This window comes from Prevotella sp. C0026C3 (assembly GCF_056590795.1).
In genome coordinates this window covers 192,971-215,604 of the sequence record NZ_JBWPWW010000002.1, presented here as the reverse complement: position 1 = coordinate 215,604, position 22,634 = coordinate 192,971, and the positions used below count along the sequence as shown (strand labels likewise).

The following is a 22,634-nucleotide window of genomic DNA, read 5'->3' as shown; positions in this document are numbered from 1 at the left end:
ATATGGAAAGAGAACAATTAATAGTGAAAGTTTGTGGTATGCGCGACGCGGCAAACATAGAATCTGTGGCCAAGTTGGGTGTGGATATGATAGGGTTAATCTTTTGTCGTACTTCTCCTCGTTATGTTTCAATGGTTGATAGTTTAGCAGGATTTATGCCCAACTATACTGTAAATCAACTCAAGGAAATGAAGAATCCGTCAAAGTCAACTGATATAAAGGTTGCTCCAAAACGTGTAGGAGTTTTTATTGATGAGATGCCGCAAACCATTATTACTCATGTTTATAATTATCGGTTGGATTATGTGCAACTTCATGGATATGAAAATCGGATTATGATAGAGAATTTGCGTCGGACAATAGAGCCGGATATAAGAAGAAATGTAAAGTTCATCAAGACGCTCCATGTGAGCACATTAGAGGATGTAGAGGAATATAAGGATTATGAGGGCGCTGTAGATATGTTCTTATTTGATACGTCTTGTCGTCTAGGTGGTGGTAGTGGACAGAAATTTAATTGGGATTTGCTAAAGCAATATTCCGGTGAGACTCCTTTCTTGTTAAGTGGTGGGATAGGCCCGGAAGATGTTGATAATATTAAGAATTTTAATCATCCCCGCTTTATAGGAGTCGATTTAAATAGCCGATTTGAGATAAAGCCGGCATTAAAGAACATAGACTTATTACAAGAATTTATTCAATCACTCCGAAAATGAACAGAATAAATAAACTTTTTGAAGAGCGAGGTGATAGGAAACTCTTGTCTCTATATTTCTGTGCGGGGTGTCCTACACTTGAAGGAACTGGTAAAGTAATCAAGACTTTACAACGTCGTGGAATAGATATGGTAGAAGTTGGGATCCCATTTAGTGACCCATTGGCTGATGGTCCGGTCATCCAATCGGCCGGAACGCTTGCTTTAAGAAATGGAATGACACTTGCGAAACTATTCAAACAGCTTGAGGAAATAAAGGCAGAAGTAGAAATTCCATTGGTGTTAATGGGCTATCTGAATGTAATAATGCATTATGGATGGAAAAACTTTTGCCAGTCGTGTGTGAAGAGTGGAGTGTCGGGAGTCATTATTCCAGATCTTCCTTTTAATGATTATATGGAAGTGATGAAGCCTATTGCTGATAATTACAATCTTCGTATCATTATGATGATAACACCGGAAACCAGTGAAGAACGCATCCGATTTATAGATGAGCATACTGATGGCTTTATTTATATGGTGAGTAGTGCAAGTATCACAGGTGCTCAAAGTAATTTTGGAGAAGCCAAATTAGCTTATTTTGAGAGAATTAATAATATGAACCTACGCAATCCACGTATGATTGGCTTTGGTATTAGTAATCGCCAGACGTTGGAGAGTGCACAAGAAAATGCCGCTGGAGCTATTATTGGAAGCCGATTCGTAACATTACTCAATGAGACAAAGGATGCCGAAGAAGCTATTAATGAATTATATGAGGCTTTAAAGAAATAGAATAATGGAAAAGTTTGGAGTTGATAAAAGAGGATTTTATGGTCAATTCGGAGGGGCTTATGTTCCTGAAATCCTTTATAAGTGTGTGCATGATTTACAAAATGCTTATATACCAATTATTGAGAGCGAGAAGTTCCGAAATGAATATGAGCAATTATTGAAAGATTATGTGGGCCGACCATCACCTTTATATTATGCACAACGTATGAGTGAGAAGTATGGTTGTAAACTTTATCTAAAACGTGAAGATTTGAATCATACTGGTGCCCATAAGATTAATAATACGATTGGTCAAATCCTATTAGCACGTGAAATGGGGAAGACACGTATCATTGCTGAGACCGGAGCTGGTCAGCATGGAGTTGCTACAGCTACTGTATGTGCTTTGATGAATATGAAATGTGAAATCTTTATGGGAAAGGCAGATGTGGAGCGGCAATATACAAACGTAGAGCGCATGCGTATGCTAGGTGCAACTGTTCATCCTGTTACTACTGGTAATATGACATTGAGTGATGCTTGCTCTGAAGCTATTCGTGATTGGTGTTGTCATCCACAAGATACATTTTATATAGTAGGCTCTACGATGGGCCCTCATCCTTATCCGGATATTGTGGCTAGAATGCAAAGTATTATCTCTAAAGAAATAAAATGGCAATTACAAGAGAAGATAGGACGTGATTATCCTGATTATCTTATAGCATGCCTAGGTGGAGGTTCTAATGCTGCAGGGACGATTTATCATTATGTTGATGACGAACGGGTGAAGATAGTATTGGCTGAAGCCGGGGGACATGGTGTTGATACTGATTATACCGCAGCTACTATCCATCGCGGTACTGAGGGTATTATTCATGGTGCTCGTACGCTAGTAATGCAAACTGAGGATGGACAGATAGAAGAGGCATTTACCATTAGTGCCGGGCTTGATTATCCGGGTATTGGTCCAATGCACGCTTATCTTTCTCAGGTGGGGTGCGAGCAAGTTTTGGCTATCAATGATGATGAAGCTATCTATGCCGGATATGAGTTAACCCGTATGGAAGGAATTATTCCTGCGATTGAGAGCGCACATGCAATAGCTGCATTAAAGAAGATAAGTTTTAAACCTGATGATGTGGTAGTGCTTACTGTTTCTGGTCGTGGTGATAAAGATGTAGAGACTTATTTGAATAATAAAGTAATGGCAAAAGAGTATGGAAACTTTTAATTATATCACAGTTACACGTAAGATATTGGCAGATCTCTATACCCCTGTGGGTATTTATATGCATTTGCGTGACAAATATCCTCAAAGCGCTTTGATGGAAAGTTCGGATTATCACAGTCATGATAATTCTCGTTCTTTTATAGGGATACATCCTATAGCAAGTATTATGATAGGGCATGGGGCTGTGAATTGTAGTTTCCCGGATGGCACTACAGAAACAGAACGATTACCTATATTTACTCAGAAAGGAGCTGATACTTGTAAATTAGCTGTGGCAAATGCCATGAATCGTTTCTTAAAGAGATTTCATGTAGAAGGTGAAAGAAAGGATTTGTGTGGTTTGTATGGGTATACGGCATTTAATGCAGTGCGTTATTTTGAGAATATCCCGATAAAAGACGAAATAATAGAAAAGAATGATGCACCGGATATTTATTATATCTTGTATCAGAATCTTATAGTCTTTGATCATTTCAATAATACAATTGAGTTAATCACATTAAGTGATTCTGATAGTGAAAAAGGAGAAATTGAATTAGATAAATTAATTAAGTCCATTGATTGCGCAAATGTTAAACCGTATGGCTTTCGTCCGATAGGGGAGACAATCAGCACTTTAACGGATGAACAACATAAAGCAAATATTAGGAAATGCGTACAACATTGCTTACGCGGTGATGTCTTTCAAATAGTCGTGTCACGCCGGTTTATCCAAAGATATGAAGGTGATGATTTTAAACTTTATCGCGTTTTGAGAAGTATTAATCCTAGTCCTTACTTATTTTATTTAGATTTTGGAGGGTTCCGAATATTTGGTTCGTCACCGGAAACTCATAATCGAATGATGGGAAATCAATCTTTTATCGACCCTATTGCAGGCACAACAAGGCGGACAGGCAATCAAGAACAGGATCAAAAGAATGCATCTTTTTTAGCTAATGATTCCAAAGAGAATGCAGAACATGTAATGTTGGTAGATCTAGCACGCAATGATTTAAGTCGAAACTGCCATGATGTAAAGGTTGATTTTTATAAAGATATGCAGCTTTATAGCCATGTTATTCATTTAGTAAGCAGAGTCAGTGGGGTATTAGATGAAGGAGCAGATCATATAAGCGCTTTTATAGACACCTTTCCAGCGGGTACACTTAGCGGTGCTCCCAAGGTAAAGGCGATGCAAATTATTAGTGAATTAGAGCCCCATAGTCGTGGAGTGTATGGTGGATGCATTGGTTTTATAGGGCTGAATGGTGATTTGAATCAAGCAATTGTTATCAGAACATTTGTTAGTAGGAATGGAGAATTATGGTTTCAAGCTGGTAGTGGTGTTGTATCTAAGAGTGATGCAGACTATGAATTAGAGGAATGTAACAATAAGTTGGGAGCTTTAGCTCAAGCAATCAAAATAGCTAAAAATATCTAAATATGTAAAGTATGAATGTTGTAATCATAGATAATTATGATTCTTTTACCTATAACTTGGCTCATTTGGTAAGAGAATTTGGAGTAGAAGTTACTGTGTATCGTAACGATCAATTTACATTGAAGCAGTTAGAACCTTTTGATAGAATTATACTTAGTCCGGGTCCGGGGCTTCCTAGTGAATCGGGATTGTTGTTGGATGTCATTAAAACTTATGCGGGACATAAACCTATATTCGGTGTTTGTCTAGGACATCAGGCTATAGGAGAAGTTTTTGGAGCGAAACTTATCAATCAACAACATGTGTATCATGGCGTTGCTACTGAGGGTACACAATTTGGTAATGACCCTATATTTACCGGATTACCTCGTCGTATGATGATGGGGCGCTACCATAGTTGGGTGGTTGATAAAGAGGAGTTTCCTAATTGTTTGGAAATTACTGCTGTAAGTGATGATGGGCAAATCATGGGCTTATGCCATAAGAACTATAATATTCATGGTATACAATTCCATCCTGAGTCTGTACTTACTCCTCAAGGACGTATTATTATGCAGAATTGGCTTCGTACTTAACTCTCCTTTTCACTACTTATAATATAGATACCCTGTAGCAGTCCCTGCTATTGGGTATTTATTTTTATGCCTTTGTTATTTAGAAATAAATGTTTTCACGATAATTTCATGTTAGTTGTTCTACGAAACGAATCTATAAAAATGATTTTGTATAATAAGTTTTTAACTTTGTGCTTATAAAACTCTAAGAAAAATATTACTTTTGTATAACACAATTAGATTTATCTTCACATGTTACCAGATACTGAAACTATTGAATTAAAGGAAGTCTCTTTACCTATGAAAGATACTGAAGATATATTGCAAGATGATTTCCCTTGGTATGGCATTAAGCTTTATACCGTGAGACAGCAAGAAGTTGCAGATTATTTTGCTCAATTTCAATTAGAGACTTTTATTCCTCAAGAGTACGTTGATGTCGAAACAAGTGAGCATAAGATCAAGCAAGTTTTGCGTCCGGTAGTCCGGAATCTCCTGTTTCTAAAAAAATCTAAGGATGAAAAGGAGATAAGAGAAATTGTAACCAATTGTAATTATAAGATTTCTGTATTAACAAAGGGGCGTACTGATCGGGCGTATTATGAAATACCTGCTAAGCAGATGTTTGAGTTTCGCGTGATGTGTAATCCTCAAATCACTATGCGGAAATTCCTTAGTGAGAAAGAGGCACATCTGAAAGCTGGCTCGCGTGTAGTCGTGAAGTATGGTCCGATGAAAGGGCTTACCGGTCGATTGGTACGAAGTAGCAAGAAATATTATTTATTAAAAGAGGTACCGGGAATGGCCATCATGTTAAAAATATCTAGATGGTGCTGTGTGAGTTCGGAAAGTTAGTTAATGCATCTATAAAGCTAGATGCATTAACTAATATCCTGTTAGAACTCAGATGTGAAGTGGAATTTGATATGTTCAAAGTCTTGTTGAGCCATACTTAGTACATACCCGCTGTCGGCAAGGAAGACGTCTCGGCTTTCACGGTCTTTTGCCATATATTGGTATTTTCGTTTTTTGAAGTTTTCAAGTTCAGCTTCATTGTCGCTTTCTATCCAGCAAGCCTTGTATAGATGTACTGGTTCCCAACGACATTTCGCATTATATTCATTCTCCAAACGATATTGGATGACTTCAAACTGTAGTTGTCCGACCGTTCCAATAATTTTTCTATTATTGAATTGGTTTACAAAGAGTTGGGCCACACCCTCATCCATTAATTGCTCAATACCTTTTTGAAGCTGCTTGCTCTTCATCGGATCTGCATTCTCTATGTACTTGAACATTTCCGGTGAAAAACTAGGTAAGCCTCGGAAATGGATTTGTTCGCCCTCGGTCAGGGTATCACCTATCTTAAAGATACCATTATCGGGGAGTCCGACAATATCTCCGGGATATGCTTCGTCAATCGTACTCTTGCGTTGAGCCATGAATTGGGTAGGAGAGGAGAACCGTACAGTCTTACCCAAACGGATATGTTGATAAGGTTGATTCCTTACAAACTTACCACTGCAAACTTTACAGAATGCGATACAACTGCGGTGATTAGGGTCAATATTTGCTGTAATCTTAAAGATAAAGCCTGAGAATTTTTCTTCTTCTGGTTTTACCTCACGCTCTTCGGCCATAGTAGGTTGTGGGCTGGGAGCGATTTTAACGAAACAATCTAGTAGCTCTTGAACTCCAAAATTATTCAAGGCAGAGCCAAAAAATACCGGTGCTACTTTGGCATGGCGATAATCCTCTATATTGAATTCCGGGTAAACACCATCCACTAATTCAAGGTCTTCACGCAATTGTGTTGCTTCCCTTTCGCCTACATGGTCGTCCAGTTCTTTGCTATTGACGTCAACTGTCACCTTTTCTGTGACGCGTTGCTTGTTTGGAGTGAATAGATTTAATTGTTGCTCATAAAGGTTGTACACGCCTTTGAAGCGGAGTCCTTGCCCTATAGGCCAACTAAGTGGGCGTACTTTTATCTGTAGTTCTTCCTCCAACTCGTCTAAGAGATCAAAGGCATCACGTCCCTCACGATCCATTTTGTTGATAAAGACGATGACAGGAGTATTGCGCATACGGCAAACTTCCATCAATTTACGTGTTTGAGTCTCCACACCTTTGGCAGAATCCACGACGATGATAGCAGAGTCTACTGCGGTTAAGGTACGGAATGTATCTTCGGCAAAGTCTTGGTGTCCCGGTGTATCAAGAATGTTAACCTTGTAGTCTTTATAATCAAACTCCATGACAGAAGTAGATACTGAAATACCACGCTGTTTTTCAATATCCATCCAGTCTGATGTTGCAGTTTTACGAATCTTATTACTTTTGACAGCTCCTGCTACCTGTATTTGTCCACCGAATAGTAGAAACTTCTCTGTTAAGGTTGTTTTACCGGCATCCGGGTGTGATATAATGGCAAAAGTTCGTCTTCTTTCTATCTCGTTCATTTATTAATTGTCATTAAGTTTTTTAATACCATCGGTCAAACTAACTTTCCTATAACGGATTTCTTTTTGAGTTTAATCGTCCTCAAATTTGAGTCCTTCCGTCCTATCTTTTATATAATAGTCGCTAAGCATACCAATGAAAGTTGTAATTTCTTTGATGGCATTGCTAGTCTCAGGAGTAATGGCTTTTTTTTGTAGTCTTAGTAGCATTACCCCATAGAGTGCATCCATACATGTCTCAATCTCATTAAGTTCTTTATCTCCCTTGTTTCGGAGTTCAACAATGAAAGGAAGTACTTTATAATATTCCGAGGTGTAGAATGGAAATTTGGTACTTTCGAGTAGCATGGCATGTAAATCGGCCATGTCTTTCAGCAATATAGTATTGATGTTCAGATGCCCTTTTTCGCGTTTTCCTTCTTCATTCATCATGCGAATAAGGTTCCCATACCAATCTGCCATTTCTTCTTTTTGCTCATCTGTATATTGAAATTTATCAATATATTCATGTCTGATTCTGCTCAGACTATTTCCATATGCACGAATCAGGTCTTCCACCTGCCACATGTATAATAAGTATTCGGCAATGGACTTCTTTCTTAATTCTTTAGCTATATACATATTTATAACCCCGGTATATGGTACAGGTTGAAAATAGTTCCTATCAAGAATACGATAGAAAAAATAATTACTACCCCTCCAATTACTTTGTTGATAATTAATATGCCGTTATTATCAAATTTATTTCTAATTTTGTCAATGAGCCAAGTCAATCCAAACCACCACAACAATGCTCCTGCCATGATGCTGATGAACCCTATACACATCTCGAAAGGATGGTTAGGTATCACAAATGTCAGCAATGCAAACAAGAACATAAAGATGAATATAATCAGCGGATTGGAGAATGTGACGAAGAATGCGGTTAATCCGTTATGCCATAGAGACCCCTTAGATTTGCTACTACTATGTATATTGCGTGTAGGGTTACTGCGGAAACAGTAAAGGCCAAATATTAATAGCATGACGCTACTAGAGATTTGTAACCAATATTTATGATGTGGATTAGTTATAAGGTTCATGACGAAACTCATACCTAATCCTGTAAATAGAGCATAAATAATATCGCTTACAGCAGCTCCAATTCCGGTCACAAAGCCATACCAGCGCCCTTTGTTCAAGGTGCGTTGTACACAGAGGATTCCTACCGGTCCCATTGGAGCCGAAGCAAAGATTCCGATTAGGATTCCTTTAAGCACCAAGTCAATGATATCTATATGGAATGGAAATGGCATAATTGTTGCAAAGTTAGTGCAAATCGTATGAAATGCAAAATAATTCCCGATTTATTTTGCAAATGTTAATATGCTTAAACAGTATGGGAGAACTGTATTTTAACAGTTCTCCCATATTATAGATAGCTCAATAGAGTCTTTATGTATTACATGTGTGACTCTATGTTGATTTTAGTTGTTTGTGTCTGTTATATCCCAACCTACGGCACTGGCTCCCAATACTGCTGCTGAGCTACCCTCTAGCCCGCTAATAAGAAATTTAGCCTTGTCTTTGTAGATTTTCAAAACATGCTCGTTATAACTCTTGATTAGTGGATCCATAAGCAAATCACCAGCCTTTGTCAAACCACCGAAGAAGATAAATGCTTCGGGTGAAGAGAATGCTGTGAAGTTTGCACATGCTTCTCCTAAGAGTTTTCCTGTGAAATCGTATATGTCGAGCGCTAGCTTATCACCCTTGCTAGCCGCAATACTTACGTCAAGGCTGGTGATATCTTCCGCTTTCATATCGCGCAATAAAGACGGTTCATCGCTGTTTGCCAAGAACTCACGTGCAGTACGAGCTACACCGGTAGCAGAACAATATGCTTCCAAGCAGCCGTTTCGACCGCATCCACATGAGCGTCCATCAGCGGGACGAACGACTACGTGCCCCAACTCGCCTGCGAAACCATCGCTTCCGTATACCAATTGTCCATTGACAACGATACCTGAGCCTACTCCTGTACCCAATGTGATGACAATGAAGTTTTTCATTCCACGAGCTACCCCGTATGTCATTTCGCCGATTGCTGCAGCATTGGCGTCATTGGTGAGTGCTACCGGTATTCCTAATTTTTTACTGAATAAGTCTGCAAGAGGTACGATACCGCTGTTTCCCCATGAGAGGTTGGGAGCAAATTCAATAGTTCCCTTATAGAAATTGCCATTAGGTGCTCCGATACCCATAGCTTTTATCTTGTTGATACCGCCAACTTGTTCGATGATAATGTGCAAAGCTTCCACAGATGCATCTACATAATCATAGACATTATCATAGCCTTGAGTCTTAATAGCAGTTGTAGCCTTGATTTCACCGCGACTGTCCACAATGCCAAAAACAGAGTTTGTGCCACCTAAGTCTAGTCCTATTACATAAGGCTTTAATTCTTGAGATTCCATTTATTTGTTATTTAAAGTTAGTATTTATTCTGATTTTGTTTTTTAGGTTGAACCTTGATAGTGGTTCTAGCGAATACTTTTAGTAGCCTTTCTGTTAGCAAAGTTATTAAAATAATGTAGAAACACAAATTTTCTTTGTGAATTTTAGCATAATGACTATTCCGAAGAGAAGTCGGAAACCATTTTCCTGTACATGCTATACATGCGTGTACGCGATACGTAACCAATCAATCTGCCCGAAATATCTACGACAGCCAAGAAGTTACTATTGGTCTTTTCAAACTTCTGCATCACATCTACCATCTTATCGCCCGTACTCAAAGTCGTTGAAACCGGTGTCATAATCTGCCTTACGGTAAAGCGATTATAAAGTTCCGTGCGGAACATGATGTGACGTATTTTGGTAATATCGACTTCTCCTAATAGTGTTCCTGCACTATCAAGCACAGGGAGGAAGCTAGTATGACTCTTACTGATGAAGTTGATAAGTTTTCCTAACGGCATGTCTTGGTCTACTGATGTGAACTGCCGATCAATAATACTATCTAAGCTCATCAGAGTCAGTACGGCTCTATCAGTATGGTGAGTGATGAGTTTACCCTCACGTGCCAGACGCATACCATAGATACTATGTTGTTCAAATATGTTGATAGTAAGATAAGCGCTGATGCATACTATCATCAAGGGCATTAGTAATTTATAGCCACCAGTTATCTCTGCGATCAGAAACATACCTGTAAGAGGGGCTTGCATAACGCCGGCCATGACACCAGCCATACCCATTAAGGCAAAGTTTTTTTCAGGAACGTAGATACCAATATTGTATAAATTCCACACGCGTGCAAAGAAAAAGCCGGCAAATCCACCGATGAATAGTGAAGGAGCAAAGGTTCCTCCACATCCCCCCGCGCCGTTAGTGGCTGAGGTGGCAAATACCTTTGTCAATAAGACAAGACCAATATAGACTACTAATAAATTGCTGTGTCCGGCAAAAAGCGAGCCATTCATCACTTGATCCCAGTCTGTCTGCGTACGTCCATCTAACAAATAGTTGATGGCATCCCATCCTTCACCATAGAGCGAAGGGAATAAGAAAATGAGAGAACTAAGAATCAGCCCCCCCATAATCAGTTTGACATATGGACGTTTGTTCATCTTTGCGAATATATTTTCGCAGGCGGTCATGGTTCGCATGAAGTAGAGTCCGACGATACCACAGAATAATCCTAGCAAGATACATTCCGGTAGCCGCTCTATTACCCATGAGCTATCGAGCTGAAAATCGAATAGGCTTTTGCTACCAACAAATATATAAGAGAAGCAGGTTGCCGTGACGCAACTGATTAGGATTGGGAGTAGGGAGGCCATAGTGAGGTCTACCATGAGTACCTCCAATGTGAATACAAGACCGGCAATAGGAGCTTTATAGATGCCGGCAATGGCTCCGGCCGCACCACAGCCTACTAATAACATGAGGGTGCGATTGTCCATTCGGAACAATTTGCCAAGATTGGATCCTATGGCTGACCCTGTGAGAACAATAGGTGCCTCTGCACCGACAGAACCACCAAATCCGATGGTGATACCGGAGGCGATGACCGACGACCAACAGTTATGGCTTCGTAACCGGGATTGTTTGGTGGAGATAGCATAAAGCACACGAGTAATACCGTGAGAAATGTTATCTTTCACCACATGGCGGACAAATAAAGATGTAAAATAAATACCGATGACAGGAAATAAAAGGTAGAGCCAGTTGTATGTGTCCTGTGCAAAACCTGCTGTCAGCAGTTGTTGTATTTGTCTAATGATGAAATGGAGGATGTATCCTGCCACAGATGCAAAGAAGCCAATGGCAAAAGATAGGATAAGTACCATCTTTCGGGTATCTATATGAGATTCCCGCCAGTTGGTAAGTTTGTCTATCAACGTGTTTGGTTGTATATCTTTAGCCGCTTCCATGTTTAATCCTATTTTCTGATAATTGTCACCTCACCGTTTTTAGTGAGCTTGATAATAGAACTAGGGGTATGCGGTTTGTGTTCTTGTCTTCTAGTCGAACATACATAGTCTACCGAATCTAAGAGCTCTTGACTTATATCACAGTAGTTGGCGGCAGCAGGTTCACCGCTTATATTTGCACTAGTACTTACCAACGGCTTCTGAAAACGGAAGCAAAGCTCGCGTGAGAATGCTTCTTTGGTGATGCGCAATGCAATGCTACCATCCTCTGCAATTAGGTTAGGAGCGAGGTTTACGGCTTCGTCAAGAATGACTGTGGTGGGTTTGGTTGCCAAATCGAACAAGTCCCACGCCACATTTGGTACATTCCTTACGTATCTTTGCAGTCTTGCGTCAGAATCGACTAGGCAGATAAGTGCTTTAGAATCATCGCGACGTTTAATCTTATATACTTTAGCTACAGCCTCTGCATTGGTGGCATCGCATCCGATTCCCCATACTGTATCGGTTGGATATAAAATGACTCCACCCGATTTCAGGCATTCAATAGCATTCTTTATGTCTTCTGCTTGTGTCATATTGAGTTTTCATAAAGTACCCGCAGGTATCTGTTTCTTAATGAATTGGATTGCGAAGATAGCATAAAATCCGGAAAAAGCCAAGAAGATTACTGCAAATCCGTTATAATCTTATTCCGTTGATAAAGTCAGATGATTTCATGCGCTTCTTCCCTGCAAGCTGCAATTCTGTGATTTCAAGCCATTCGCCAAGGCAAGCTATATAGAGATGCTTGCTGTCTGAAGCCCACAACTCTCCGGGAGAGGCCTCTGTCTTTAAGCCTGTTTTACGACTCTTGAATATCTTTAGAATACTTTTTCCTTTGCTGGGGAGCTCTATCTCTGTCCATGTGCCGGGATAAGGGCTAAGTCCACGAATGAAGTCGTATACTTTTTTTGCCGGCTGTTGCCAATTGATCTCGCATGTATCCTTAAAAATCTTGGGTGCAGATTTGAGTTCTTTAATGCCGGCTTCAACAGCAAAAGTTTCTTGGTCGGTCGTCGTCAATTCTCCATTCGATTCCAGTATCAGGTTGATTGTCTCGATAGCTGCATCTGCTCCTAAGTGCATTAAGCCGTCGTATACATATTCCACGTCGGCTTCATCGGGTATCTCGAATTGCTTTTGCATGATGATACGGCCGGTATCAATGTCTTTGTCAAGAAAGAATGTGGTCACTCCGGTTTGTGTCTCGCCATTGATAACAGCCCAATTGATAGGAGCTGCCCCTCGGTATTGGGGTAATAGGGCTGCATGGACATTAAAAGTTCCAAACCGCGGCATATCCCATACCACTTCCGGAAGCATACGGAAGGCTACTACCACCTGCAAGTCGGCTTGATAGGAACGTAGCTGTTCTACAAATTCTGGGTCTTTCATTTTGACCGGTTGTAGTACCGGTAAATTGTGAGCCATGGCATATTGCTTCACCATAGAGGCTTGTAGCTGGTCTTGGTGTCTACCTACAGGCTTGTCGGGTTGTGTCACTACAGCCACGACATTATATCCTCCTTTGACGAGTTTGCGTAGGGATTCTACAGCAAACTCTGGAGTTCCCATGAATATAATGCGTAAGTCTTTCTTGTCCATCTTCTTATTTAATTCCTCTTTCGTTCAATGCTTTAGCATATTTTGCAGCATTTTGCAAATGCTCTTGATAGGTTACGGCGAAATTGTGGGTACCGCTGAAGTCTTCCTTTGCACACATATATAGGTATCTATGATGCACATAGTTGAGTACGGCATCGATTCCTGCTATACTTGGAATCCTAATCGGGCCGGGAGGTAGGCCTGTGTTGGTATAAGTATTATACGGGCTGTGGATATAGAGAAGGTTGTTATAGATACGATGTAAGTCGAATTTCTTCCATGCGAATTTGATAGTTGGGTCTGCTTGTAGTGGCATTCCCTGTGGATACTCTGCATCCCTGAACATCAGTCGGTTATAGTACATGCCTGCAATCATCGGTTTTTCTGCATCATTAGCAGTCTCTTCGTCTATGATACTTGCTAAAGTGCTAACCTCATTTGGGGATAATTTCATAGCTTTGGCTTTCTGTTGGCGCTCGCTATTCCAAAATTTCCGGTTCTCTTTTTGCATCTTTAAGAGAAACTTATCGATGTTCGTATCCCAATAAACATCATAGGTATTAGGTATGAACATACCTGCGATGGTGGTCGTATCGTAACCATGTTTTTGGCATACAGACTCATTGCTTAGAGCATTCATGATAGTGGCGCTGTCCAGCATGAGTTTCTTGCTGATTTCGGCAGATAGTCTACCAAGCGTACGAACGCTAGGGATGGTCAAACTTACCGGTGTTTGAAGTCCGTTTTTGATATGGCGGAACACTTTGAAAGCACCTTCTCCGGGTCTAACGGCATATTGTCCGGTCTTAATATGTTTCGGATATGAACTATGTCGGACAAGTGTACGGAAGCCTGTCATACCATGCTCCGAGGCAATGGGAGTGAGTTTTGTATAGACAGAGTCTATATTGTCGTCGGTGTCAATATATACATACTTCACATCATTGTTGTCGATAGAGAACGATGAAAAGAAATAATAATAGAGAAGGCCAATGATAACAACAAGACAACCAATGGCTGGAATAATGTATTTCCTTTTTAAATCTTTCTTCATATGATGATATTCAAAGTTGTTGCAAAGGTAGTAAAAAACTTCGAATGGATGTATTTGCTTACTACCTTTATCGTTATTATTTTACTGCATGGGCGTATCAGTAGTTTTGCATTGCCTCTTCAGTAAAACTGCAAGGGCTTAACACGAATAGTGAAAAGCCCTTGCAGCAATATGATAATAATGGATTGGTATACCTATATAATCATTCTGTGTTGACGATATGGGTTTTATAGTTTTTTGAGATATTCTTCTGCACGTGTATCTCCCAATTCTTTGGCTTTCTGTAATGCCTTCTTTGCCTCTTCCTTTTGGTTGCGTTCTTTTTGGGCTAATCCTAAGAGCAGCCATCCATCTGAGTATTCCGGTGCAAGAATAGTACATCTTCTAGCGGTCTCAAAGGCATCATCAAATCGTCTGACACGCAATTGAAGTGATGACATTTCTGCATAATAGGTAGGCTCCTGTGGATTCAATATCAAGGCTCTGGCAATGTCTGTAAGTGCCTGTTGGTATTGTCTGATTTGCAATTCGCATTTATAGCGAGTGTAATAGAAGAAATGATCTACGCGTCCGAGCATCAATGTGTCGTACTGATTATAGTCGGCAAGTGCTTTACGCCATTCCTTGTTCTCGTCGTAAGCATAAGCTCTGGCTAAGATGTAAGGGGCTGCCACACTTGTCAGAGGGCGAGGGCAGACTGCAATAGCGCTATCAAGCAATGCCATAATCTCTGTTTGTGGAGCCTTCAGTTGCTGCTTACATTGAGCTGCTTCGTAAAAGAGCTCGCCATTTCTGAGCGAAGTTTTTGTCAAATCCATGAATTGTTTGTAGGCCTCTTTGTATTCTCCCTTGGCATAAACGATTTGTGCAATTTGGTGTTGGTAGATAGGCGAGGGATTAATCTTGTAAGCCTCTTGTGCTTCAGTCATGGCTTTGTCCATACTCCATGCAGGATAAGCGTCTTGACCATGGTATATTTCTTTTTGGAATATCACTTTTGCATAATTGGAGTGCGCCTCGTCTTTCTTCGTACAATTAGCAATAGATTGAGCCATAAGCTTGTCTGCCTGTTCGTATTTGTTTGCTCCGACCAACATCAAAGCTTTGGTAGAGTAACCTTCCGGTGATTTTGGAAAAGCTTGGATATAGTCGTCTACATATTGGGCATGGGTGAGAGAGTCGCATTGCTCGGTCGACATCATCAGCATTAATAGTGCCTGTTGCTCGTCTGTAGGAAGTATGGCGCGTATCCCTGTGGTCTTGAGGATGGGGTCGCTAAGCGATAACCCGGTTGTTTTGAACTCATTCACTAAACGTACGTCTGTAGCATGGACAGTTGTACCATCGGCAGATAATTGGGCAATGCCGATGATTTGACCATTAGAATTGCAGATAGGAGCACCGATAGCAGATTCAGCAATCGTTTTATCAAAGACGTAATAATTGAATGTCTGATTGAATTTCTCAACCTTGGCAACGGCTAATGGGGTGGTAGCATTGGCTTTTATAGAGTAGTCAACAAGGAATGTCTTTGCTCCGGTACAGGCTGGAGTCTGTGCAAGTGGAGCTGGGGTTGAGCTGGTTCCAGCGCGGAATTTGCAAATATCGTAGAGTTCATTGGCTCCCCACATACCTGTAACCGGGTATTTATTGCCGTTTCCATCGACAATAACCGCACTTGCTGCACCTTTGAAAGGAGTCAGTAGACTAACGGCTTCTCCCTTGTTTCCGATGAAGAAACCTTTGCTGGAAGCATGTATGGAACCATCTTTGTTGAAAGTAGTCAGAGTAAATACTGATTTCGTAACATTTTTAATGTTACTAGATTGAGCATACCCTTGAACCATGCTCAATAATAGTAATGCTAGAATTGTGATGTGATAACGTATGTTTGTCATAATTGATAATTTTTCTATTTGGTTGTTTTATGGTCGAGTAATGCTCTTGCATTGCTGATAGCCTCTTTTGTAACGCTGCTGCCACTGAGCATTTGTGCGATTTCTTGCACTCTCTCCTCATCGGAAAGTAATATCATTCGACTTTCGGTTTCTTCTTCTGTGTCGTTCTTAGATACTTTATAGTGATGAGTACCCAATGCTGCAATTTGTGGAAGGTGAGTTATACTGATGACTTGGCGACCATTCATACCCATTTCGTTCATTATTTTAGCCATTTGTTCGGCAACTCTTCCACTGATTCCGGTATCCACTTCATCAAAAATAATTGTAGGTAATTTAATGGCACCACTAATCATTGCTTTGAGTGAAAACATGACTCTAGCAATTTCACCACCTGATGCTACTTGGCTAATGGGTTGGAGTGGAGTGTTCTTGTTGGCGCTGAAGAGAAATGATACTTTGTCGCAGCCATCGGAAGATAGTTCTTTCTGTTTGATAGAAACTTCAAACTTAATATTAGGAATGCCCATAGGGATGAGCCTAGTATGCATTTCTTCTTCTGTTAACTTTGAAGCTCTAGCCCTTGATTTAGAGAGAATTAAAGCTTTTTTGTTGCACTCTTTCTCTAAGAGTATAATCTGCTGGTTGAGTTCTGAGAGTTTCTCATCGTAGTCTCCGATTTCATTGAGCTGTGTAGCAATGGAATCGCGCTCATGCATTAATTCCTCTATAGACTCGACGTGGAACTTTTGTTGGAGCGAGTATATCGTATCTAGGCGCTGATTGAGTCTCTCTTGGAGTTGAGGATCAAACTCGATGGAATCGGCCTTTCCTGATATTTCTTGCGCAATATCTTTGACTTCTATGTGTAATTGGTCTAGTCTTTCTGCCAAGACTTTGGCATCTGCATGGTAGTTTTCGATGGAATGGAGGTTTTCTGAAGCATTTCTGATGTGTTGTATGATTCCATTGTCATCCCCAGACAGCAGATCATCGGTCTTGTAATAAGCAGCTTTAATACTTTCTGCATGTTCAATCTGAGCAATTTCTTGCTCAAGAGTTTCTTGTTCGTTGGTATCGTTGAGATTGGCATCGGAAAGTTCTTGAAGTCTGAATTGCAGATAATCTTGATTTTCTTTGTCTTTCTCTATATTCTCAGACAACTCTTTAAGTTGCTGTTGCAGAGCCTTTAATTGTTTATAGCTGTTTTGGTAGTCGGCTAATTCCTTGGTATTGTTTGCCAAGATGTCAATTACCTGCAATTGGAAATCTTCTTTTTGTAATAACAGGTTCTGATGTTGGCTGTGTATATCAAGAAGATTTTCTCCAAGTTCCTTGGTAATAGAAAGGGGAACAGGAGTATCATTGATGAATGCACGGCTCTTTCCTGTTACATTGATTTCGCGACGAATGATACAGTCTTGTGCTTCATAGTCAATGTCATTCGCTTGGAAGAATGATTCTAATGAATAGCCTGATAGGTCGAAATGGGCTTCTATGATGCATTTATTGGAACCGGGTTTGACAGATTTACAGTCTGCCCTTTGACCTAAAAGTAGGCCTATAGCTCCAAGAATGATACTCTTTCCGGCACCGGTCTCACCCGTTATCACAGAAAATCCGGGAAAGAAGTCAATGCTCATTTCCTTGATTATTGTGAAGCTTTTGATATGTAATTGTCTTAACATAATGCTAGTGAGGTTTTTATCTTAATATTTTTTCCCAAGAAGTATTTTGACTTGCATTGATTCGAATAAGTAAATCGTAGATAGCTTGTTTTTCTTTTTTTGTTCCTTGAGAATGATAGATGTTTACTAATTCGTCTTTCTTAAAGTCAGTCCAAATCTGTGGGAGCACGCTAAGAGGCTTGTTCTCATGTGCTTTTTTCAAATTACTCTCTAATGATTTGGTGATATTAGCTCTACCTCTGGCAGTATTTGTTTGCATTTCATCAAGCCCTGTACGATAGTAATCGTATTGCAGTTGGCGCAATGGTTTCATACCTTCATCTAGATAATCATTGATGATGGCAAATCTGTTTCTAGAGTCTTCGAAACTTTTCCAACCAGTGAAACTTAGGCTCTGTGCATTGTTGACCAACGTAAAGCATCTTTGTAGAATTTCTTCTCCGCCCATAGGAGCAAATGTATCTTGGTTGGTTCCGATAATGAGAAGAGCATAGTAGGCTAAGAGGGCAGTCAACTGGTTGTCTATGGTAGCCTCTGTAAAGTTCAATTGGTCGAACTGGGAAAAATCAAAGTTGAAGTTATTATCGGTATTATTGTATATGGTTGTAGTATAAGCAGAGTTGTATACAGGTCTGTTGGCTTGTATAATAGCCCTTGCAGTCATTTGGTTATTGTCCTTATCATACTTTGTGATGGTGATATTGAAGGAACAATTGATTCGTTCGTTCTTTTGGAAAATAAGTGAGGTCCATTGCCTGTCATTGAGAAATTGCTCAATAGACTTCTGTAAACTCGTGAATACAGACTCGTCAGTACCTTGTATCTGTGAATGATTGATGGCGACTTTTGCTAATAATTCCTGCCCATGTCCAATAGAAAATTGTAACATGAGGTATAAAAAAAAGAAAAGAAACTTAGCAAAAAACTTCATAACTACAAGTTTTCTTTATAACCTTCTAATGCATCAACAATATCTTTTGCAACGTCTTTCTTGCTTTTCTTTCCGAAGGCTTTGCGCTCACCGTTGCGATAGATGATAGTGATTTGGTTGTCATCACTTTGAAATGTAGTACCGGGAATTTGGGTGGAATTCATCACAATGAAGTTCGCATTCTTCTTGTTAAGTTTTTTAGTCGCATTTTCTAGCTCATGGTCGGTTTCTAAAGCAAATGCTACTAACAGCTGCTCAGGCTTCTTGGCTTTACCCAAAGAGGCTGCAATATCTTTTGTTGGAATCAAGGATAATTCAAGGTTATCACCAGTTCGTTTGATTTTAGAATCATTTTGCTCACCAAAGGTGAAGTCTGCGACAGCGGCGCTCAGTATGGTTACATCTGATTCCGGAAAATGTTTAGTGGTTTGTTCGTACATTTGCCCTGCGCTCTCAACGTCTATCCTGTGGACATTTTTGGGGGTAGGGAGGTGTACCGGCCCAGCAATGAGTGTGACATCAGCTCCTCTAGATGCACACTCTGCAGCAATAGCAAATCCCATTTTTCCCGAAGAATAGTTGCCAATGAATCTGACCGGATCTATCTTTTCAAATGTAGGACCAGCGGTGATAAGTACTTTCTTTTTGAAAGTAGACTGATGTTGGAAATACTGTTCAACTGCTTTTACTATGATTTCAGGATCTGCCATACGGCCTTTTCCTTCCAGTCCACTTGCTAGAAAGCCTGATTGAGGGTCAATAATGGTATTTCCGTAGCCTTGAAGGGTTGCTAAGTTCTGCTGTGTGGAAGGATGTGCAAACATATCTAAGTCCATGGCCGGAGCAACGAAGATTTTCGCTTTCATGCTTAAATAGGTAGTGATAAGCATGTTGTCGGCAACTCCATGAGCCATCTTCCCAATGGTAGAGGCCGTACATGGAGCAATAATCATGCAGTCTGCCCATAATCCGAGATCTACATGAGAATTCCATGTACCGTCTCTTTGGGAGAAAAATTCACTGATAGTAGGCTTTCTTGTTAAAGTAGAAAGTGTTAAAGGAGTGATAAACTCTTTGCCCGCAGGCGTTATAACAACTTGAACTTCTGCGCCAGCTTTGATAAGTAAGCGAATGAGAGAACAAGCCTTGTATGCAGCTATGCTCCCAGTAATACCTAAAACGATATGTTTGCCTTTCAACATCGGAAATCTATGATTATGGTTCGATTGTTATCTGTTGTTGAATTCTCTTAGTCTGATACGTGTGAGAATTTGCTTTGTATTGTTGGTAAAATCACCAGCAAGCATCCAACTATAATATCCCGGATCGCGTTTTAAAACGTCTGCCACTGGTATTCCTTTGTACTTGCCAAAGTTGAAGACTTCAATAAATTGCTCTTTTCCATCTTTATCGGTAACGGGAGCACCATCTTTGTTTAAGATCGGTTTCCAAATAATACGTCCTGCAAAGTCTACATTGGCATTCATTTTAGAGAATTCAGCCAATGCATCCATATCGTTTGGCAATATTCTTTCGGATGCGGATTGGTTCTCAGGGGAGTACATCGCTAATTCACCGAGTAGAACTCGATAAGTAGCTTCGGTATCTTGATCGGCTCGATGAGCTTCAAAATCATCCTCCATCTTTCTACCACAGTAGAATTCATAGGCTGCTGCGAGGTTTCTACGTTCCATTTTGTGGAAGATAGTCTGGATGTCAATGAGTTTGGATTTGGAGAAATCAAAGTCAACTCCCGCACGAAGGAACTCTTCGGAAAGCATGGGGACGTCGAAACGATTAGAATTGAAGCCAGCAAAATCGCAACCTTTAAACTCTTCATAGAGCTTGGGAGATAACTCTTTGAACGAAGGAGCATCGGCAACACTTTCGTTGGTGATACCTGTCAAGGCTGACACCTCCTGTGGAATGGGCTGGCCGGGATTAACTTTGTAGTCGCCACGGATTTCAGTACCGTCGGGTAAGACTTTGATATATGATATTTGTATGATACGGTCTTTAACCAGATCAAGCCCCGTAGACTCCAAATCGAAGACTACTAAGGGCTTTTTTAAGTTGAGTTTCATTTGAAAAAATTAATCGTTCAGAAGCATTGGCATAATCAGCATGAGGATATTTTGATTTTCCGGTTGCTGAGTAGGAATAACTATACCGGCACGACTAGGATCTGCCAATAAGATATCTACTTCTTCACTTTCCATGTTGTTGAGGATTTCCTGCATAGAGCTTCCTTTGAAACCAATGCTGATAATAGAGGAATCGTAATCACATACGATTTCTTCCTTAGCACTGGTAGCGAAGTCTACATCCTCTGAACTCAGGCGTAGTTTGCCACTTTCAAGATGGAAGCGAACCAATTGGCTGCTTTCACTAGCAAATGGGAGAACACGACGGAGGGCTCCTATGAGAATTTTTCTGTCAATAGTTAGCTTGTTTGGATTATTTCTAGGGATGACAGAGTTGTAATTTGGATATTTTCCCTCAATTAATCTACATGTGAGTACTGTGTTGCTTGTTGTAAATTCCGCAGTTCTAGCATTGAATTTAATGATGACCTCTGTATCATCCTTGACGAGAATTCCCTTCAAAAGCATTGCAGGCTTCTTGGGAAGAATGAATGAGGCTGGTGTTGAGTTCTTGATATTTAGTATCTGGTTGCGCACAAGTTTATGCCCATCACTGGCAACAATGGCTAGATTTTCGTTTGTCAGATCAAAATAGATACCGCTCATTACCGGCCTTAATTCGTCTTGTCCTGTGGCAAAAATAGAACGAGAAACATTGTCTAATAGGACGGCTGCCGGTATGGTGATAACGGTTACATCGTCTGTAATAGAAGTGTTTTTGGGATACTCGTTAGCATTTTGTGCAGTAAAGTTGTAAACACCATTTTGATATATAATCTGCACAGAATATGAATTGGTATCAATTTCGAAAGTTAGTGGCTGTTCTGGAAGTTCCTTGACGGCATCCAATAAGGTTCTACTAGGTACTGCAAAAACTCCATTTTGATCAGCCTCATCTAGTGAGAGGGTTGATTTGATGACATTCTCACTGTCAGATGCTGTGACAGATAATTCGTTCCCAGACACTTCGAACAGGAAGCAATCTAGTATGGGCAATGTATTTTTATTATTAATTACTTTTGCCAATGACTGCAGTCTATTATTGAGCAAGCTGCTAGAAATCGTAAATCTCATTAGTATGTTGTTTAAAATTATTAATCTGATTTTCCGTTGCACAAAAATACGAAAAACCATTGTCACCGGCAAAAAAAACGTATGAAATGTTCTCTTTTTAGAACTATTTTAGTAATTTCGCAAACTACAAAGTTATCAATAGTATTAAATAAAAATATAATGGAGTTACAAGGAAAAGTTATTGCAGTACTTCCTGAGCGTAGTGGCGTCTCTGCCCGTGGTGAATGGAAATCCCAGAGTTTTGTAATTGAAACACATGAGGCTTATCCACATAAAATGGTATTTGATGTTTTTGGTGCAGAACGTCTACAGAGATTCAATATTCAAGTAGGACAAGAGATTTCAGTGTCTTTCGATATTGATGCACATGAGTACAATGGACGTTGGTTTAATAATATCCGTGCTTTTGATGTGAGGCCGGTAGACCCGGCTTCCATTGGTATGGCACCTGCTGCAGCTCCGGTTGGAACATTCGGTAATACACCGATTCCGACACAATCTGCTGTACCTACAGCCCCTGCTATGGATGATGGGCAGGATAGCGATTTGCCATTCTAGCGCCCATCTCATAGGATAGACTCCCCTCTGTCACTTGTTAGGAGTGATAGAGGGGAGTTTTGTTTTTTTATTGATGATATTAAT

At 40.2% G+C, this 22,634-nt stretch carries 21 protein-coding genes; 7 read left to right on the top strand and 14 right to left on the bottom strand.

Annotated features, from left to right (window positions below):
* Positions 1 to 2: 2 nt before the first annotated feature.
* The 6 genes from AC1EK4_RS02080 (at position 3) to AC1EK4_RS02055 (ending at position 5,531) form a co-directional block, all read left to right on the top strand.
* Positions 3 to 716 carry a phosphoribosylanthranilate isomerase gene (locus AC1EK4_RS02080; RefSeq protein WP_036898483.1) on the top strand — a complete coding sequence of 238 codons (714 nt, stop codon included), beginning with the start codon at positions 3 to 5 and terminating at the stop codon, positions 714 to 716.
* The gene (gene trpA / locus AC1EK4_RS02075) at positions 713 to 1,489 is read left to right on the top strand and encodes a tryptophan synthase subunit alpha (RefSeq protein WP_036898479.1); all 777 of its coding nucleotides are present in this window, start codon (positions 713 to 715) and stop codon (positions 1,487 to 1,489) included. The genes AC1EK4_RS02080 and trpA overlap by 4 nt, the downstream gene beginning before the upstream one ends.
* 4 nt (positions 1,490 to 1,493) lie before the next feature.
* A complete protein-coding gene (trpB, locus tag AC1EK4_RS02070; RefSeq protein WP_480356834.1) occupies positions 1,494 to 2,699 on the top strand; it encodes a tryptophan synthase subunit beta in 1,206 nt (401 codons plus the stop codon).
* Complete coding sequence (locus AC1EK4_RS02065) at positions 2,686 to 4,122, top strand: anthranilate synthase component I family protein (protein WP_480356832.1); 1,437 nt, start codon at positions 2,686 to 2,688, stop codon at positions 4,120 to 4,122. Before trpB ends, AC1EK4_RS02065 begins: the two co-directional genes overlap by 14 nt.
* Positions 4,123 to 4,133: 11 nt before the next feature.
* Positions 4,134 to 4,697, top strand: a complete 564-nt coding sequence (locus AC1EK4_RS02060; protein WP_480356830.1) for an anthranilate synthase component II — start codon at positions 4,134 to 4,136, stop codon at positions 4,695 to 4,697.
* Positions 4,698 to 4,976: 279 nt separating this feature from the next.
* Positions 4,977 to 5,531 (top strand): UpxY family transcription antiterminator, encoded by a 555-nt coding sequence (locus AC1EK4_RS02055; RefSeq protein WP_480356828.1) that lies wholly within the window; start codon positions 4,977 to 4,979, stop codon positions 5,529 to 5,531.
* A 41-nt stretch (positions 5,532 to 5,572) separates the two neighbouring features.
* Here AC1EK4_RS02055 and AC1EK4_RS02050 read toward each other — a convergent pair whose 3' ends face one another.
* The 14 genes from AC1EK4_RS02050 to dnaN all read right to left on the bottom strand — a co-directional run bounded on the left by AC1EK4_RS02050 (position 5,573) and on the right by dnaN (position 21,992).
* Positions 5,573 to 7,138, bottom strand: a complete 1,566-nt coding sequence (locus tag AC1EK4_RS02050; RefSeq protein WP_480356827.1) for a peptide chain release factor 3 — start codon at positions 7,136 to 7,138, stop codon at positions 5,573 to 5,575.
* 72 nt (positions 7,139 to 7,210) lie between these two features.
* Positions 7,211 to 7,759 (bottom strand): DUF4924 family protein, encoded by a 549-nt coding sequence (locus AC1EK4_RS02045; RefSeq protein ID WP_036900312.1) that lies wholly within the window; start codon positions 7,757 to 7,759, stop codon positions 7,211 to 7,213.
* Positions 7,760 to 7,761: 2 nt separating this feature from the next.
* Positions 7,762 to 8,433: a LysE family translocator gene (locus AC1EK4_RS02040; protein WP_036900315.1), complete on the bottom strand. Its 672-nt coding sequence runs from the start codon at positions 8,431 to 8,433 to the stop codon at positions 7,762 to 7,764.
* Positions 8,434 to 8,604: 171 nt separating this feature from the next.
* The gene (locus tag AC1EK4_RS02035; RefSeq protein WP_036900319.1) at positions 8,605 to 9,594 is read right to left on the bottom strand and encodes an ROK family protein; all 990 of its coding nucleotides are present in this window, start codon (positions 9,592 to 9,594) and stop codon (positions 8,605 to 8,607) included.
* A gap of 156 nt (positions 9,595 to 9,750) precedes the next feature.
* Complete coding sequence (locus AC1EK4_RS02030; RefSeq protein WP_480356878.1) at positions 9,751 to 11,472, bottom strand: chloride channel protein; 1,722 nt, start codon at positions 11,470 to 11,472, stop codon at positions 9,751 to 9,753.
* Positions 11,473 to 11,564: 92 nt separating this feature from the next.
* Complete coding sequence (locus tag AC1EK4_RS02025; protein WP_036900321.1) at positions 11,565 to 12,134, bottom strand: L-threonylcarbamoyladenylate synthase; 570 nt, start codon at positions 12,132 to 12,134, stop codon at positions 11,565 to 11,567.
* A gap of 103 nt (positions 12,135 to 12,237) precedes the next feature.
* A complete protein-coding gene (gene fmt, locus AC1EK4_RS02020; protein ID WP_480356824.1) occupies positions 12,238 to 13,203 on the bottom strand; it encodes a methionyl-tRNA formyltransferase in 966 nt (321 codons plus the stop codon).
* A 4-nt stretch (positions 13,204 to 13,207) separates the two neighbouring features.
* Positions 13,208 to 14,257 carry an endolytic transglycosylase MltG gene (gene mltG / locus AC1EK4_RS02015; protein WP_036900326.1) on the bottom strand — a complete coding sequence of 350 codons (1,050 nt, stop codon included), beginning with the start codon at positions 14,255 to 14,257 and terminating at the stop codon, positions 13,208 to 13,210.
* Between the two features lie 227 nt (positions 14,258 to 14,484).
* Entirely contained in the window at positions 14,485 to 16,155 is a 1,671-nt protein-coding gene (locus AC1EK4_RS02010; protein WP_062433868.1) for a tetratricopeptide repeat protein, read from the bottom strand.
* A gap of 14 nt (positions 16,156 to 16,169) precedes the next feature.
* Positions 16,170 to 17,843 carry a DNA repair protein RecN gene (gene recN, locus AC1EK4_RS02005; RefSeq protein WP_036900331.1) on the bottom strand — a complete coding sequence of 558 codons (1,674 nt, stop codon included), beginning with the start codon at positions 17,841 to 17,843 and terminating at the stop codon, positions 16,170 to 16,172.
* A 16-nt stretch (positions 17,844 to 17,859) separates the two neighbouring features.
* Positions 17,860 to 18,774, bottom strand: a complete 915-nt coding sequence (porD, locus tag AC1EK4_RS02000; RefSeq protein WP_082721707.1) for a type IX secretion system protein PorD — start codon at positions 18,772 to 18,774, stop codon at positions 17,860 to 17,862.
* 2 nt (positions 18,775 to 18,776) lie between these two features.
* Positions 18,777 to 19,976 (bottom strand): bifunctional phosphopantothenoylcysteine decarboxylase/phosphopantothenate--cysteine ligase CoaBC, encoded by a 1,200-nt coding sequence (coaBC, locus tag AC1EK4_RS01995; protein WP_062433871.1) that lies wholly within the window; start codon positions 19,974 to 19,976, stop codon positions 18,777 to 18,779.
* A gap of 27 nt (positions 19,977 to 20,003) precedes the next feature.
* A complete protein-coding gene (locus AC1EK4_RS01990) occupies positions 20,004 to 20,858 on the bottom strand; it encodes a 3'-5' exonuclease (protein WP_062433873.1) in 855 nt (284 codons plus the stop codon).
* Between the two features lie 9 nt (positions 20,859 to 20,867).
* A complete protein-coding gene (dnaN, locus tag AC1EK4_RS01985) occupies positions 20,868 to 21,992 on the bottom strand; it encodes a DNA polymerase III subunit beta (RefSeq protein ID WP_062433900.1) in 1,125 nt (374 codons plus the stop codon).
* Between the two features lie 159 nt (positions 21,993 to 22,151).
* Between dnaN and AC1EK4_RS01980 the strand changes: the two genes are divergently transcribed.
* The gene (locus AC1EK4_RS01980) at positions 22,152 to 22,550 is read left to right on the top strand and encodes a DUF3127 domain-containing protein (RefSeq protein ID WP_036900343.1); all 399 of its coding nucleotides are present in this window, start codon (positions 22,152 to 22,154) and stop codon (positions 22,548 to 22,550) included.
* The last annotated feature ends 84 nt before the right edge of the window (positions 22,551 to 22,634 follow it).

Coding starts and splice junctions, on each gene's coding strand:
- AC1EK4_RS02025 (WP_036900321.1), bottom strand. CDS start 12,134: ATGACACAAGCAGAAGACATAAAGAATGCTATTGAATGCCTGAAATCG.
- recN (WP_036900331.1), bottom strand. CDS start 17,843: ATGTTAAGACAATTACATATCAAAAGCTTCACAATAATCAAGGAAATG.
- AC1EK4_RS01990 (WP_062433873.1), bottom strand. CDS start 20,858: ATGAAACTCAACTTAAAAAAGCCCTTAGTAGTCTTCGATTTGGAGTCT.
- coaBC (WP_062433871.1), bottom strand. CDS start 19,976: ATGTTGAAAGGCAAACATATCGTTTTAGGTATTACTGGGAGCATAGCT.
- AC1EK4_RS02010 (WP_062433868.1), bottom strand. CDS start 16,155: ATGACAAACATACGTTATCACATCACAATTCTAGCATTACTATTATTG.
- AC1EK4_RS02035 (WP_036900319.1), bottom strand. CDS start 9,594: ATGGAATCTCAAGAATTAAAGCCTTATGTAATAGGACTAGACTTAGGT.
- trpB (WP_480356834.1), top strand. CDS start 1,494: ATGGAAAAGTTTGGAGTTGATAAAAGAGGATTTTATGGTCAATTCGGA.
- AC1EK4_RS02065 (WP_480356832.1), top strand. CDS start 2,686: ATGGAAACTTTTAATTATATCACAGTTACACGTAAGATATTGGCAGAT.
- AC1EK4_RS02080 (WP_036898483.1), top strand. CDS start 3: ATGGAAAGAGAACAATTAATAGTGAAAGTTTGTGGTATGCGCGACGCG.
- AC1EK4_RS02045 (WP_036900312.1), bottom strand. CDS start 7,759: ATGTATATAGCTAAAGAATTAAGAAAGAAGTCCATTGCCGAATACTTA.
- AC1EK4_RS02050 (WP_480356827.1), bottom strand. CDS start 7,138: ATGAACGAGATAGAAAGAAGACGAACTTTTGCCATTATATCACACCCG.
- AC1EK4_RS02060 (WP_480356830.1), top strand. CDS start 4,134: ATGAATGTTGTAATCATAGATAATTATGATTCTTTTACCTATAACTTG.
- porD (WP_082721707.1), bottom strand. CDS start 18,774: ATGAAGTTTTTTGCTAAGTTTCTTTTCTTTTTTTTATACCTCATGTTA.
- fmt (WP_480356824.1), bottom strand. CDS start 13,203: ATGGACAAGAAAGACTTACGCATTATATTCATGGGAACTCCAGAGTTT.
- trpA (WP_036898479.1), top strand. CDS start 713: ATGAACAGAATAAATAAACTTTTTGAAGAGCGAGGTGATAGGAAACTC.
- AC1EK4_RS02030 (WP_480356878.1), bottom strand. CDS start 11,472: ATGGTACTTATCCTATCTTTTGCCATTGGCTTCTTTGCATCTGTGGCA.
- dnaN (WP_062433900.1), bottom strand. CDS start 21,992: ATGAGATTTACGATTTCTAGCAGCTTGCTCAATAATAGACTGCAGTCA.
- AC1EK4_RS02040 (WP_036900315.1), bottom strand. CDS start 8,433: ATGCCATTTCCATTCCATATAGATATCATTGACTTGGTGCTTAAAGGA.
- mltG (WP_036900326.1), bottom strand. CDS start 14,257: ATGAAGAAAGATTTAAAAAGGAAATACATTATTCCAGCCATTGGTTGT.
- AC1EK4_RS01980 (WP_036900343.1), top strand. CDS start 22,152: ATGGAGTTACAAGGAAAAGTTATTGCAGTACTTCCTGAGCGTAGTGGC.
- AC1EK4_RS02055 (WP_480356828.1), top strand. CDS start 4,977: ATGAAAGATACTGAAGATATATTGCAAGATGATTTCCCTTGGTATGGC.